The sequence below is a fragment of the Mycobacteroides abscessus ATCC 19977 genome, from assembly GCF_000069185.1.
In the GTDB taxonomy this organism is placed as follows: Bacteria; Actinomycetota; Actinomycetes; order Mycobacteriales; family Mycobacteriaceae; genus Mycobacterium; species Mycobacterium abscessus.
This window is the reverse complement of the sequence record NC_010397.1, coordinates 30,050-43,783: the sequence shown is the minus strand read 5'-3', so window position 1 is coordinate 43,783 and position 13,734 is coordinate 30,050. Positions and strand designations below refer to the sequence as shown.

The following is a 13,734-nucleotide window of genomic DNA, read 5'->3' as shown; positions in this document are numbered from 1 at the left end:
GTAGCTGAAATAGCCACTGGTGACCATCGCGCCTTGGGAATCGGCGACCGCATGCAGGGAAGTTAGCATCACCTAATACGAGTGTCGAGAGTTCGCCTAAAATTGATACATAGCTCTTGAGCTGTCTTTAACCAAGGTATATAGATTGCTGCATATGGCCGGTGGTGCCACGGCCGATGAGACGCAGAGCCTGACCAGGGCTTTATCGGACTAGTCTCCAGAGAAGTCTGTTCAGTGTGCGGTCGATTCACCTCACCCAGGACATCGCACAACTGTGGCGCAGGTCACCAGCAACACTGAGGTCGGAGGGGGATCAGCGGCCGTCGGTGGCGCGATCCGACAATGCGGTGAGCACCCGCCGCGCGCGCCCAGCCATCTCATCCGCAGAGCGTTCCGGGTGGTGCCGCCACCAATCCACGAGTGCTGAGACCATGCTCTCCCAAACGAGCGTCGCCGCCGAAAGATCATCGTCGTCGCTGAGACCAACGGCCCCAAGCGTTCTGGTCACGGCGGCAACAGCCTGTGCTCGCAGGGCGGTCCGCTGACGGCGAGCCGCATCTCGGGCCCGTCCGTCGGGCACCGTCCTGTCGTAGAGCACCGGCCAGTCGCTGGGGCGGTCTTCAAGTGCGGTGAAGATCGCCGTCAACACCGCCTCCGCCACTTCGGCACGTGCGGTCTCTCCAGACAGCGCACCGCCAATGGCGGCGGCCATGCGCTCACCGGCGCGCTCCACGCACGCGACGTAGAGGTCTTCTTTGGAGCCGAAATATGCCAGCACCAAGGCCTTGGACACCTCGGCGCGCGCAGCGATCCCATTCATACTCGATCCGGCGAAGGTCGATTCCCCGAACTCCGCGGCTGCGGCGGTCAAGATCCATTGCTCCCGTTCCTGACGAGGCATTCCCTTACTGCCAGTACGGACCGGTTGCACCCATATGACGGTAGCGGAGTGTTCTTCCTGGCACCCCCGCCCGCCGCGCCGCACTCGCAATCTTCCCCGCAAAGGGATTGACCGCATAGGCGTCATATGTCGGGGGCTACAGAATCGCGGTGGCGATAACCAGACCCACCGCGAGGTAGGCCGCGGCCACCACCAATGCCGCCGGTGCGAACCGCTGGTGCGCCAGTAGCTCGCCGACATCGATGCCCATCACCCACTCGATCAGCCTGATGCAGATCGTTTGAGCCGCAATACCGATAAGCCCAAAAACTAAGGTACGCATCAAGCCTTCGGCGATATTGCCCGAAGCGGTGTAAATGGCCAGCACGATCACGAATGCCTGCGACAACAGGCCCGCCGCGGCAATCACTGCGGCATTGGGTAGGCCCGCGCGAACCATCTGCCGCAAGGGGCCCGGTGTGGTCCAGTCCAGCACAAAGAACCCTAGGGTCATCAAGACGAATCCCACCGCCGCATAAAGCCAGATCGCCGCGGCCCCATGAGCGACGATCGACCAGTATCCCGCTGTGTTCATGGCTCTCCATCCCGTCTCGTGTGGAACCCAGTGTGTGACTACAAAAGTGGTATTCGATGAGGAACGAACGCGGCGCCGTCGTCGGTGATCAGCCCGGCTGTCTCGCGTATCCCCAAGCCCGCCGATTCGTCACCGACTATCCACGCTCCCAGGACCGGCCGCATACCGTCGAACCGAGGTAACGGATCCAACAGCTGATAGACGAAGCCCTCCTCGCCATAGACACCGCCGGTCGCCGTCTCGAATCCCGCACCCACCACCGTGATATTGGCGCCTTCCCGGCCCAGCTTCGGCTTACGCACGTACTCGGTCAGCTCCCGGGGACTGTCCAGGTAGGCAGGCAACAGATTCGGATGGCCTGGGTACATCTCCCACAGGATCGCCAGAATCGCCTTATTGCTCAGGAGCGTCTTCCACAGCGGCTCGATCCATAGGGTCTCCGGCAGCAGATCCACGGCGTGGCTCCCGAAATCGTCATCGATCATCCATTCCCACGGATACAGCTTGAAGATCGATTCGATCGGCGCCTCTTCCAGATCCACCAATCGGTTGAGGTCATGGTCCCAGCCGATTTGCTCAATAGGCAGACCCACGGTGTTGAGGCCAGCCTCGGCCGCGCACTCCTGCAGATAGGCCAGGGTCACATGGTCTTCGCCCGTCTGGTCCGCCGACGACCAGGTGAAATGCGTTTCCGCCCCAGGCAGTTGACCACCGATATGCTTCCAGCGCGCCACGAGTTGCTCATGCAGTGAATTCCATTGATCATCGTCGGGAAATACATCCGTCTTCCAATGCCATTGCAAGATAGCGGCTTCCAGCAGCGAAGTGGGGGTGTCGGCGTTGTACTCCAGCAGAACAGGCGGCCGCTGCCCGTCGTACCGGAGATCAAAGCGACCATATAGATGCGGATCGCTTCTGCGCCAAGATTTCTCGATATGTTCCCACGTCCATTCGGGCAGACCGAAATCGTGGTAGCGACCCAGGAGAACCACCTGTTCAACGGCCTCCAAACACATGGAGTGCAGCACTTCGACGGTCGCCTCGAGCGACAGCACCTCGTCCATATCGAACACATAGTGGACCGACTCGTCCCAGTACGGACGGTCGCTCCCGTCCGCCATCCGGGCCGGCGTGCCGTAGCACATGCCTTGCGAGACGACGGTCTGCTCCCAGCCGGGGCGGGGCCGGCCACGTTCGCGGCGCATCAGCTTCCCGAACTTCCCGAACTACTGGATCCGAAGCCGCCGCGTGAAACGGACGGGGAGCGTGAAACACTCCCGGAACCATCGGATTTGGAGATCCGGGTGCCCGAGCTGGTCCTCGCGGTTGTGCCGCGCGGCAGCTCCAGACTTCCACCCGTAGCGACCGTGCCGATACCGCGGTTCTGCCCACCGTAGTAGTACTGGTACGGGGAGCCCGCGTAGATGAACGTGCCACCCGAGGACGGGGTACCACGCTCGCAGTACTCCTCGGGGGCTACGACGTTGGAACCTTGCTGTACGCAGGTTGCCTCGACATCGTCATCTCGATCAATCACGGCGTAGCCCACCGCCACCACCGCGGCGATACCCGCCACCACCGCGGAACCCATCAGAACTTTCTTGCGGGTCCGGCGCCTTTCCTCGGCCTTCTCGGCCTGCACCTCGGCCAGCTTCTGCGCGGCCTCCCGGGTCCGTCGCGCTTTGTCTCTGGCCCGCGCCTCGGCGACGGTGGGCGGCCGTGGCAGCGTGATGCCGGGCTCTTGCCACCGCAGGGCACCCCGCCCTGGTGGTGCATCAGGCCGACCCGCGTCGGGACCGTCTAAGAGAGGGTCGGGCATTTCTTCCCCCCTTTGCCCGAGTCATCAAAAACACACTCGAGATGACCGTACAGCAGTAACCGCGCATTACCTTTCGCACCGCCGCCCGACAGCCCACGCGCAGGTTCCCGTTGCCCGACCGGCGGGATCGCCTGCCTCGTACTGGCTGGACTCGGTCTGCTCGGCGGTGTCCCCCTGATCTTTCTCGGTGATTACGGCTGGCCGCAGACAATAGGCGCGGCAGTGGTTTCGTGCTGATCACCGCAGGCCTTCTCGGTGCCATCGACTGCGGTCACAAGCGGCACCGCGCGTCGTTCAGGAACGCGCACGTGGCCGATGGACTGACCGAAGCGGTCAACTCGGTGCACGACCCCGAAGACGGGCCGTACTACTACTACCTTGCGTACCTTGCGTACCTTGATGCGTTTCTAAAACCCGGCCAAAGGAGAAAAGGCCGGAAACCCCATAGGGTCTCCGGCCTTTGTCGTTGGGCTTCCCAGCCCACACAGCTTGTGGGCGAAGGGGGACTTGAACCCCCACGTCCCGAAGGACACTGGCACCTGAAGCCAGCGCGTCTGCCATTCCGCCACTCGCCCCAACGACCGCGGCAGCTTATCACGATCAGAACCCCACCTCCGAACCGCGATCGGTCGGCACAGCCACCCGAATACCTGCGGATCACCATAAACAGCATGCATAGAAGGCCACTTGGTGCCAAGACGATGTTGTCTCGTAATAGAGGAGTGGATGCTGCCGATCATCAAACCGATACCATCTATTCGAGATCCGCTCGCGGCGGTGCGCTGTGTCATGCGCGCAGCACCCTCCGCGCGATCGCCGAAAGGAGGAAGGCATGGGAATTGTCCAGCGCTTTGAGCGCAAGCTTGAAGACGTGGTCGGCGATGCCTTCGCCCGCGTATTCGGCGGCAGCATCGTCCCGCAGGAAGTGCAGGCGTCGCTGCGCCGGGAAGCCGCCGACGGAGTCCGGTCAGCGGGCCAGGGGCGGCTACTGGCTCCCAACGAGTTCTTTGTTCTGCTCAGCACCGCAGATCACGAGAAAGCGGCCGACGACCGCGATCTCAACCCAGACACGTTCGCCGAACTCCTGCGCGAATATATTCGCGATCAGGGGTGGCAAACGTATGGTGAGGTTGTTGTCCGATTCGAACAATCACCGAACTTGCACACCGGCCAGTTTCGTACGCGCGGTGTGGTCAATCCCGATAGCAAGCGGGACCGTCCGCACGGCGCCGTGACGACTGCCCCTCCGACCCCGGATCCACAACCAGGAGCACCCATGACTGACAATCCAGGTCCCCAGCAGGGCCGCCCCGGCGAAGAGTACGGCCGAGAGGACGACCGTTATGGGCGTCCCGATCAGGATCCGCGCGGTCAGCAGCCGCAGGGCGGCCAGGGATACCCCCCGCGCCAGGGTGGCTATGAGGGCGGCGGCTACGGACAGGGCCAGCCGTACGGCCAGGACTATGGACGCCCCCCAGCTGGCTACGACCAAGGCGGCTACCAGCAGCGTCCCCCCCAGCAAGGCGGCTACGACCAGGGCGGCTACGGTGCTCCGCCGCAAGCACCGCAGGGCGGTGGCGACTACGGACGTCCGCCCGCCCCGCCGCAGCAGGGTGGCGGATACGGCGCCCCGCCGCAGCAGGGCGGCTACGGCGAGCCTCCGCGCCCCAACTACGGCGAGTACGAGCAGGGTGGCGGCTATGGCGGCGGCCAGTACGGCGGCCAGCAGGGCCCCCCTCCCGGCCAGGACTACGGGCGTCCCCCGGCCTACCCGCAGCAGGGCGGTTACGGCGCCCCGCCGCAGCAGGGTGGCTATGGCTCACCGGAGTACGGCGACTACGAGCAGGGCGGCTACCAGAGCAGCCCCGATTACGGCGCCCCCGCCGGTGGTCCCGGCGGCGGCCGCACCACCGTCACGTTGCAGCTGGACGACGGCAGTGGCCGCACCTATCAGCTGCGTGAGGGCACCAATGTGATCGGCCGTGGCCAGGATGCACAGTTCCGCCTGCCGGACACCGGTGTTTCCCGCCGTCACCTCGAGGTGCGCTTTGACGGACACGCCGCGCTGCTGTCGGATCTGAATTCGACCAACGGCACCACTGTCAACAACGCGCCGGTCACCGAGTGGCAGTTGGCCGATGGCGACATCATCCGGCTGGGACACTCCGAGATCATCGTTCGGGTCCAGTAGGGAAACCGAGGAACAGCGACCGCATCAGCGACACCGCGTTCGACACCGGCCGCATGTATCGGCCCCCGACCGGTGAATCTGACAAGTATCGTTGCCCTGCCGAATATGTCCGGTCAGCCGGACACCCTCGCCGAGGCGCGATGGACCAGCGAGAGGAACGACAACCGGATGCAGGGACTGGTGCTCCAGCTCACCCGCGGTGGGTTCCTGTTGCTGCTGTGGGTGTTCATCTGGTCGGTGCTGCGTATTCTGCGTACGGATATCTACGCTCCGACCGGTCAGCTGATGGCCAACCGCGGTCTGAACCTGCGATCCATCCGGCCCGCGAAGACGAACCGGCGGCAGATGCAGTACTTGCTGGTAACCGAGGGTGCCCTGGCGGGCACCCGCATCACGCTCGGTACGCAGCCCATTTTGATCGGGCGGGCGGACGACTCCACACTGGTCCTCACCGACGATTACTCATCGACGCGGCACGCGCGGCTATCGCCGCGGGGGTCGGATTGGTACGTCGAGGATCTAGGATCGACCAACGGCACATATCTGGATAGGGAGAAGGTGACGACGGCGCTGCGGGTTCCCCAGGGGACGCCGGTACGGATCGGTAAGACAGTGATCGAGCTGCGCTCGTGACACTGGTGCTTCGCTACGCCGCGCGTAGCGACCGCGGACTAGTGCGGTCGAACAACGAGGACTCCGTCTATGCCGGGGCCCGTCTTTTAGCATTGGCCGACGGAATGGGCGGTCATGCCGCCGGTGAGGTGGCCTCTCAGCTGGTCATCGCCGCGCTGGCACCACTCGACGACGACGAGCCCGGCGGCGATCTGCTCGATGCCCTGGCCGACGCCGTGCATGCCGGAAACGGTGCGATCGCCGATCACGTGCGCGCCGAACCCGAGCTGGACGGTATGGGCACCACCCTGACAGCCTTCCTGTTCGCAGGAAAACGGCTGGGCATGGTGCACATCGGTGATTCACGCGCCTATCTGATGCGCGACGGGGAGCTGACGCAGATCTCCAAGGACGACACCTTCGTCCAGACGCTCGTCGACGAGGGCCGCATCACCCCGGAACAGGCGCACAACCATCCGCAGCGCTCACTCATCATGCGTGCGCTGACCGGTGCACCCGTCGAACCCACCCTCATCATGCGTGAGGCACACGCCGGGGATAGATACCTGCTCTGTTCGGACGGATTGTCCGATCCGGTAAGCCACGAGACCATCGCCGAAGCGCTGGAGATTCCGGACGTCTCCGCCGCAGCCGATCGGCTCATCGAACTGGCGCTACGCAGCGGCGGACCCGACAACGTCACCGTCGTCGTCGCCGATGTGGTGGAGCTGGATTACGGACAGACCCGGCCGATCGTCGCGGGCGCGGTGTCCACCGATGCCGACACCGACACCCCGCCGCCGAACACTGCTGCCGGCCGCGCCGCCGCGATTCAGCGCGCGTTGAAAGAGCCGGAGCCTGCCGAGGACGAATCCGACAGCGAGACAACCGACTCAGAGAATTCGAAGCCAAAGAAGCGGCGGCTGCGCTGGCTGATCGCCGCCGTTCTCGTGGTGCTCATCGCGCTGGCCGGACTGGCCATCGCACGCCGGGTGGTGCTCAACAACTATTACGTGAGCGCACACGAGGGCAATGTCTCGATCATGCAGGGCGTGCAGGGCTCGCTGCTGGGTTACCGGCTGCAGCGGCCCGACCTGGTCGGGTGCCTCGACAGCCGCGGCGACATGTCCCTGGTGAGTTACGGCGAAGCGGCGTCCAACCTTTCTTGCAAGTACCTGAAGGTGTCGGACCTGCGACCGTCCGAACGCCAGCAGGTTGAAACCGGGCTACCTGGTGGCACTCTCGATGAAGCGATCGGGCAGCTGCGCCAGCTGAGCAAGAACGCGCTGCCGCCATGCCCGCCGCCGGCTCCCAAGACCCCGCCGCCGCCCGCGCCAACCGCCGCCGGCCGGACCCCGACCACGACATCGGGCACCCCGACGACCACACCGTCGAAGCCGTCTCCCACGACTTCGGCCGGCCCCGGCGCCAGCACCACGCCAACCACAACATCCACTCCCGCGCCGGCCCCGCTGCCCGCGCCGCCACAAGAGCCGGGTGTTACCTGCCGGACCGTGTCATGACGACGGCGCCCCAAACCGCGGTAGGACCCAGTGGAAGGGGCAGCGGAGCCGTTTCGGCGCCGCCCACTCAATCAACACGACGTAGCGCGGAGCTGGGGCTCCTCGGCTTCGCCGCCGCCATCACCACGGTGGCCCTAGTTCTCGTCGAGGCCAACCTTGAGCGTGGGTTGTCCTGGGATCTGCTGGGATACGGCTTCGCCTACCTCGTGCTTTTCGTCTTGGCGCACATGGCGGTCCGTCGCTGGGCTCCGTATGCCGATCCGCTGCTGCTGCCGTGCGTCGCGCTGCTCAACGGACTCGGCCTGGTGATGATCCATCGGCTGGATCTCGTGCACTCGTACAACGACGGCGATGCCGATCAGGTCGGTGACAACAACGCTACGCAGCAGATGCTGTGGACCACGGTCGGCCTGATCGCACTCGCTGCCGTGCTGGCCACCTTGAAGGACCACCGGGTGCTGGCCCGTTACGGCTATACATTCGGGATCGTCGGCTGCGTGCTGCTGGCCATCCCCGCCCTGCTGCCCACATCCATGTCCGAGCAATACGGTGCCAAGATCTGGATTGAGTTGCCATTCTTGTCGATTCAGCCCGCGGAGGCCGCCAAGATCCTCCTGCTGATCTTCTTCGCCGCATTCCTGATGACCAAACGCACGTTGTTCCGCACCGCCGGCCGCAACTATCTGGGCATCGAGCTGCCGCGGCCACGCGACCTGGGCCCGTTGCTCGCCATCTGGGGAATCTCGGTGGGCGTCATGGTCTTCGAGAAAGACCTCGGAGCCTCACTGCTCTTCTACTCGTCGTTTCTCATCGTCCTCTACGTCGCCACCGCCCGAATCAGTTGGGTGCTCATCGGTTTGGCGCTCTTCGCCGCCGGCAGTGTGATCGCCTACTTCTTGTTCGGTCACGTTCAGGTGCGCGTGCAGAACTGGTGGGATCCGTTCACCGATCCCGACGGCGCCGGCTATCAGATGGTCCAATCGCTGTTCAGCTTCGCCACCGGCGGCATTTTCGGCACCGGGCTGGGCAACGGCCAACCGGGCACGGTGCCTGCGGCCTCAACCGATTTCATCATCGCCGCGGTGGGTGAGGAACTCGGTTTGGTGGGCCTGGCCGGGGTGCTCATGCTGTACACGATCGTGATCATCCGCGGGTTCCGTACCGCGCTCGCGGTGCGCGACAGCTTCGGCAAGCTACTGGCGGTGGGACTGTCCGCCGCGCTGGCCATGCAGCTGTTCATCGTGGTCGGCGGCGTCACCAAGCTGATCCCACAGACCGGTCTGACCACCCCGTGGATGTCGTACGGCGGTTCCTCGCTCATCGCCAACTACGTGCTGCTCGCCATCCTGCTGCGCATTTCACATATCGCACGCCGGCCACTGAGTCCACACGCTTCCTCATCGCCCGCCGCCCCGCTCGCGGAGGCCCGCACGGAACTGATCGACCGCGTATGAACACGTCGATCCGCCGGGTATCGCTGGCTGTCATGGGACTGGTCGTACTGCTGCTGGCCAATGCCACCATCACCCAGGTGTTTACGGCGCCGGGCCTACGCGCCGATCCCCGCAACCAGCGGATCCTGCTCGACGAGTATTCGCGCCAGCGGGGGCAGATTTCGGCGAGTGGGCAGCTGCTGGCATCCTCGGTGGCCACCGACAGCCGTTTCCGCTTTCTCCGGCAGTACGCCGACCCCGAGGTGTACGCGCCGGTCACCGGGTTCTATTCACTCAATTACTCGAGCACCGGACTGGAACGCGCCGAGGACACCATGCTCAACGGGTCCGATCCGCGCCTCTTCGGGCGCCGGCTCGCGGACTTCTTCACCGGCCGGGACCCACGTGGCGGCAGCGTGGTGACCACCATCCGGCCCGATGTGCAGCAAGCCGCCTATGACGCCATGCACCGCGGCTGCAAGGACGGCTGCCGCGGGGCTGTGGTGGCACTGGAGCCCTCCACCGGAAAGATTCTCGCGATGGTCTCCACTCCCTCCTACGACCCGAACCTGCTCGCCAGTCAGGATCCCGAGAAGGAGAACGCTGCCTGGAAGCGGCTGACGGAAGACCCGGCGCAGCCGATGCTGAACCGCGCCATCGCGCAGACCTACCCACCCGGGTCCACCTTCAAGGTGATCACCACCGCCGCCGCGCTAGCCGACGGCAAGACGGTCAACACCGAGGTGACCGCGTCGCCGACGATCTTCCTGCCGGGCAGCAACGCAACCTTGGAGAACTACAACCGGGCCTCCTGCGGCGGCGGTGATACCACCTCCTTGAAGGAGGCGTTCGCACGTTCCTGCAACACCGCCTTCGCCAAGTTGGGCGCTGAACAACTCAAGCGCGACAAGCTGGTCAAAGCCGCACAGGCGTTCGGTCTCGACCGCGAGCTCGACTCCATTCCGCTCCAAGTGGCTACCTCCACCGTCGGACCGATGTCCGACGACGCCGCCGTCGCCATGTCGAGCATCGGGCAAAAGGATGTCGCCATGACCCCGCTGCAGAACGCGATGGTTGCCGCGGCCGTCGCCAACAAGGGCGTGCTGATGCAGCCGCACCTGGTCGATAGCCTTAAGGGCCCAGACCTTTCGAATCTGTCCACCACCACCCCGGATGACATCGGCCAAGCCGTGACACCCGCTATCGCGAACACATTGACCGAACTGATGATTGCCTCAGAACAGCGCACCGCACAGACCGGTGCCCTCCCCGGCGTACAGATCGCTTCCAAGACCGGCACCGCCGAGCACGGCACCGATCCGCGCAACACCCCGCCGCACGCGTGGTACATCGCCTTCGCGCCGGCTCAGGGCACGACAACCGATCCTCAGGCCACGGCGGTCACTCCCAAGGTGGCCATCGCCGTCCTCGTCGAAGATGGCGGAGACCGTGCCCTGGCGGCCACCGGCGGCTCCGTCGCCGCACCCATTGGGCGGCAGGTCATTGCCGCAGCACTACAGGGGGCCTCATGACCGTTCGTGTGGGAGAAACGCTCTCAGGCCGTTACCGGTTGCAACGACTCATCGCGACCGGCGGTATGGGCCAGGTCTGGGAGGGTACCGACAGCCGGCTGGGCCGCAAGGTGGCCGTGAAGGTGCTCAAGGCCGAGTTCTCCTCGGACCCCGAATTCATCGAGCGGTTCCGCGCCGAGGCCCGCACCGTCGCGATGCTGAACCATCCCGGGATCGCCAGCGTCTACGACTACGGCGAGACCGATATCGACAGCGAGGGCCGCACGGCCTATCTGGTCATGGAGCTGATTCACGGAGAACCGCTGAACTCGGTACTCAAACGCACCGGCCGCCTCTCGCTGCGCCACTCCCTGGACATGCTGGAGCAGACCGGCCGTGCGCTTCAGGTCGCACACGCGGCGGGTCTGGTGCACCGCGACGTCAAACCGGGCAACATCCTCATCACGCCCACCGGCCAAGTGAAACTCACCGACTTCGGCATCGCCAAGGCTGTCGATGCCGCCCCGGTCACGCAAACCGGCATGGTGATGGGTACCGCGCAGTACATTGCCCCCGAACAGGCGCTGGGCCATGACGCGACCCCCGCCAGCGACGTCTACTCACTGGGAGTGGTTGGCTACGAAGCGGTTTCGGGTAAGCGGCCGTTCTCCGGTGACGGTGCACTGACCGTCGCGATGAAACACATCAAGGAAACGCCGTCGCCGCTGCCCGCCGATCTCCCGCCGAACGTGCGCGAGCTCATCGAGATCACCCTCGTGAAGAACCCGCAGAACCGGTACACCAGCGGCGGCCCATTCGCCGACGCCGTGGCTGCGGTGCGTGCCGGACGCCGTCCTCCGCGACCCAACCAGGCGCCCACCATCAGCCGGGCGACGCCGGCTGCCATCCCCCCCGCCACTCAGGTACGGCCCGCCGTGGGCGCACCGAGCCGGGTGGCCCCGCCCACCTCACGTACCCGTCAGCCGACGGGCTCGCACCGGCCACCACCGCCCCGACGCGGCACCTTCTCACCGGGCCAGAAGGCCCTCATGTGGGCGGCCGCCGTGCTGGGCATCTTCGCCATCATCATCGCGGCGCTCATCCTGTTGCAGGCGAGTGAGAAGAAGAACCAGACACCGAGCATCCCGGCAACGGTTTCCGGTAGTGAGACACCCTCAAGCCCAGGTTCAGCTTCGCCAGGAGCGCTCGCGCCAGCTAATATCGTGGCTCTGCTTCCGGACGCCGAGCCGGACCCGATCCCTGGGACGAAATCACCGTAATGACCACTCCGCAGCACCTCTCGGACCGCTATGAACTGGGGGAGATCCTCGGCTATGGCGGCATGTCCGAGGTCCACCTGGCACGCGACCTGCGGCTGAACCGCGACGTCGCGATCAAGGTGCTGCGCGCCGATCTGGCCCGGGACCCCAGCTTCTATCTCCGTTTCCGTAGGGAGGCCCAGAACGCCGCCGCCCTGAATCACCCCGCGATCGTCGCCGTCTACGACACCGGCGAGGCCGAGACCGCGACCGGGCCGTTGCCCTACATCGTGATGGAGTACGTCGACGGCATCACCCTGCGTGACATCGTCAAGGACGACGGCCCCATGCCGATCCGCCGGGCGATCGAAGTCATCGCGGACTCGTGCCAGGCACTCAACTTCAGCCACCAGCACGGCATCATCCATCGCGACGTCAAGCCCGCCAACATCATGATCAGCAAGACCGGCGCGGTGAAGGTGATGGACTTCGGCATCGCGCGGGCGGTCTCCGACGCCGGCAACAGCGTCACGCAGACCGCAGCGGTTATCGGTACCGCACAGTACCTTTCGCCGGAACAGGCGCGCGGCGAGACAGTCGACGCCCGCTCCGATGTTTACTCGCTGGGCTGCGTCCTTTACGAATTGGTTACCGGCGAGCCACCTTTCGTGGGCGATTCACCCGTCGCGGTGGCCTACCAGCATGTGCGGGAAGATCCCGTGGCCCCGTCCAAGCACAACCCCGAGATTCCACCTGGCCTGGATTCCGTTGTGCTCAAAGCGCTTTCCAAGAATCCCGACAACCGCTACCAGAACGCCGCCGAGATGCGCGCAGACCTGATGCGGGTGTACCAGGGCGAGCAGCCGGAAGCGCCCAAGGTGCTGACCGACGCCGAACGCAGCACGATGCTCAGCACACCTGCGAACACGCGGGCCTTTCCCGCCTCGGGACCACAGACCGGCCCGCTGCCAAGCCAGTACGAGGAGCCGCGCCGCAATCCGCTGAGCCGCTGGCTGGTCGGCCTGGCGGCGCTGGTGGTACTCACCATCATCGTCACCTTCGCCATCATCTTGGGCAACGGGCCATCACGCGATGTCCAGGTTCCCGATGTCACCGGCAAGTCGCAGTCCGATGCCGTCGCCGCGCTGCAAAACCTGGGATTCAAGACCAAGGTCCAAAAGAACACCAGCTCGAAGGTGGCACCCGAGAAGGTCATCGACACCGACCCGGCCAAGGGCTCGACAGTGTCCGCCGGGGCCGAGGTGACGGTGAATGTGTCTATCGGGCCGGAGAATCAGCAGGTGCCCGATTGCCACGGCCTGAGCTTCGGCGACGCCGTGAAGAAACTGCAGGCCGCCGGCTTCAAGGGCACCTTCACGCAGAGCGAGACCAAGTCCCTGCCTGAGGACAAGGGCCGCGTCATGGCGACCAATCCGCCGGCCGGTCAATACTCGGCCGTCACCAACAACATCACCATCGTGGTGGGCAAGGGCCCGGGGGAGAAGCCCGTACCCGATCTGGGCGGCCAGAACATCGACGTCGCTATCAAGAACCTGCCGACCTACGGGTTTACCGCGCCCCCCACGGTGATCCCGGTGCCCAGCCCCGAATCGAAGGGGCAGATCCTGAGCACGAATCCGCCCGCGAACACCATGTTCCCGGAAGACGGGGTCATCGAGATCCGGGTGTCCAATGGCGGGCAGTTCCGCATGCCGAACATCATGGGCAAGTTCTGGACCGATGCTGAGCCCATGCTGTACCAGGCCGGGTGGCAGGGCGGCGGCTTGAGCACCGAGGATGTGCCGTCCGACGGCAACAATCGGGCCCGCGTGGTGTTCCAGGATCCACCCGCCGGCGCCGGGGTTGGGTACAACGGCCCGATCAAGCTGCGCTTCGGCGCGGGCTAGACGG

Annotated in this window: 11 protein-coding genes and 1 tRNA gene; 7 read left to right on the top strand and 5 right to left on the bottom strand. The window is 65.1% G+C overall.

Annotated elements, in window-relative coordinates; all coding sequences use genetic code 11:
* Positions 1-313 precede the first annotated feature (313 nt).
* The 5 genes from MAB_RS00375 to MAB_RS00355 all read right to left on the bottom strand — a co-directional run bounded on the left by MAB_RS00375 (position 314) and on the right by MAB_RS00355 (position 3,869).
* On the bottom strand, positions 314-901 hold the full coding sequence (locus MAB_RS00375; RefSeq protein WP_005082868.1) for a TetR/AcrR family transcriptional regulator: 588 nt from the start codon (positions 899-901) through the stop codon (positions 314-316).
* A gap of 136 nt (positions 902-1,037) precedes the next feature.
* Complete coding sequence (locus MAB_RS00370) at positions 1,038-1,475, bottom strand: DUF350 domain-containing protein (RefSeq protein ID WP_005082867.1); 438 nt, start codon at positions 1,473-1,475, stop codon at positions 1,038-1,040.
* Positions 1,476-1,513: 38 nt separating this feature from the next.
* Positions 1,514-2,680 carry a glutathionylspermidine synthase family protein gene (locus MAB_RS00365; RefSeq protein WP_005112824.1) on the bottom strand — a complete coding sequence of 389 codons (1,167 nt, stop codon included), beginning with the start codon at positions 2,678-2,680 and terminating at the stop codon, positions 1,514-1,516.
* Positions 2,680-3,294, bottom strand: coding sequence for a hypothetical protein (locus tag MAB_RS00360; RefSeq protein ID WP_005114868.1), 615 nt, complete (start codon positions 3,292-3,294; stop codon positions 2,680-2,682). Before MAB_RS00360 ends, MAB_RS00365 begins: the two co-directional genes overlap by 1 nt.
* Positions 3,295-3,786: 492 nt before the next feature.
* Positions 3,787-3,869: transfer RNA gene (locus tag MAB_RS00355), tRNA-Leu, on the bottom strand.
* Between the two features lie 257 nt (positions 3,870-4,126).
* Between MAB_RS00355 and MAB_RS00350 the strand changes: the two genes are divergently transcribed.
* The 7 genes from MAB_RS00350 to pknB all read left to right on the top strand — a co-directional run bounded on the left by MAB_RS00350 (position 4,127) and on the right by pknB (position 13,730).
* The gene (locus MAB_RS00350) at positions 4,127-5,485 is read left to right on the top strand and encodes a DUF3662 and FHA domain-containing protein (RefSeq protein ID WP_005082864.1); all 1,359 of its coding nucleotides are present in this window, start codon (positions 4,127-4,129) and stop codon (positions 5,483-5,485) included.
* Between the two features lie 168 nt (positions 5,486-5,653).
* A complete protein-coding gene (locus MAB_RS00345) occupies positions 5,654-6,118 on the top strand; it encodes an FHA domain-containing protein FhaB/FipA (protein WP_005064443.1) in 465 nt (154 codons plus the stop codon).
* Complete coding sequence (locus tag MAB_RS00340; RefSeq protein WP_005082863.1) at positions 6,115-7,620, top strand: PP2C family protein-serine/threonine phosphatase; 1,506 nt, start codon at positions 6,115-6,117, stop codon at positions 7,618-7,620. Before MAB_RS00345 ends, MAB_RS00340 begins: the two co-directional genes overlap by 4 nt.
* Positions 7,617-9,074 carry an FtsW/RodA/SpoVE family cell cycle protein gene (locus MAB_RS00335; protein WP_005087681.1) on the top strand — a complete coding sequence of 486 codons (1,458 nt, stop codon included), beginning with the start codon at positions 7,617-7,619 and terminating at the stop codon, positions 9,072-9,074. Before MAB_RS00340 ends, MAB_RS00335 begins: the two co-directional genes overlap by 4 nt.
* Positions 9,071-10,585 carry a D,D-transpeptidase PbpA gene (gene pbpA, locus MAB_RS00330; RefSeq protein WP_005082861.1) on the top strand — a complete coding sequence of 505 codons (1,515 nt, stop codon included), beginning with the start codon at positions 9,071-9,073 and terminating at the stop codon, positions 10,583-10,585. The genes MAB_RS00335 and pbpA overlap by 4 nt, the downstream gene beginning before the upstream one ends.
* Positions 10,582-11,844: a serine/threonine-protein kinase gene (locus MAB_RS00325; protein WP_005064448.1), complete on the top strand. Its 1,263-nt coding sequence runs from the start codon at positions 10,582-10,584 to the stop codon at positions 11,842-11,844. The genes pbpA and MAB_RS00325 overlap by 4 nt, the downstream gene beginning before the upstream one ends.
* The gene (pknB, locus tag MAB_RS00320) at positions 11,844-13,730 is read left to right on the top strand and encodes a Stk1 family PASTA domain-containing Ser/Thr kinase (RefSeq protein ID WP_005112820.1); all 1,887 of its coding nucleotides are present in this window, start codon (positions 11,844-11,846) and stop codon (positions 13,728-13,730) included. Before MAB_RS00325 ends, pknB begins: the two co-directional genes overlap by 1 nt.
* Positions 13,731-13,734: the final 4 nt, after the last annotated feature.

What these genes read in the sequence shown, in the direction of transcription:
- pknB (WP_005112820.1), top strand. Translation starts at nt 11,844, where the DNA reads ATGACCACTCCGCAGCACCTCTCGGACCGCTATGAACTGGGGGAGATC.
- MAB_RS00370 (WP_005082867.1), bottom strand. Translation starts at nt 1,475, where the DNA reads ATGAACACAGCGGGATACTGGTCGATCGTCGCTCATGGGGCCGCGGCG.
- pbpA (WP_005082861.1), top strand. Translation starts at nt 9,071, where the DNA reads ATGAACACGTCGATCCGCCGGGTATCGCTGGCTGTCATGGGACTGGTC.
- MAB_RS00375 (WP_005082868.1), bottom strand. Translation starts at nt 901, where the DNA reads ATGCCTCGTCAGGAACGGGAGCAATGGATCTTGACCGCCGCAGCCGCG.
- MAB_RS00325 (WP_005064448.1), top strand. Translation starts at nt 10,582, where the DNA reads ATGACCGTTCGTGTGGGAGAAACGCTCTCAGGCCGTTACCGGTTGCAA.
- MAB_RS00360 (WP_005114868.1), bottom strand. Translation starts at nt 3,294, where the DNA reads ATGCCCGACCCTCTCTTAGACGGTCCCGACGCGGGTCGGCCTGATGCA.
- MAB_RS00350 (WP_005082864.1), top strand. Translation starts at nt 4,127, where the DNA reads ATGGGAATTGTCCAGCGCTTTGAGCGCAAGCTTGAAGACGTGGTCGGC.
- MAB_RS00335 (WP_005087681.1), top strand. Translation starts at nt 7,617, where the DNA reads ATGACGACGGCGCCCCAAACCGCGGTAGGACCCAGTGGAAGGGGCAGC.
- MAB_RS00365 (WP_005112824.1), bottom strand. Translation starts at nt 2,680, where the DNA reads ATGCGCCGCGAACGTGGCCGGCCCCGCCCCGGCTGGGAGCAGACCGTC.
- MAB_RS00345 (WP_005064443.1), top strand. Translation starts at nt 5,654, where the DNA reads ATGCAGGGACTGGTGCTCCAGCTCACCCGCGGTGGGTTCCTGTTGCTG.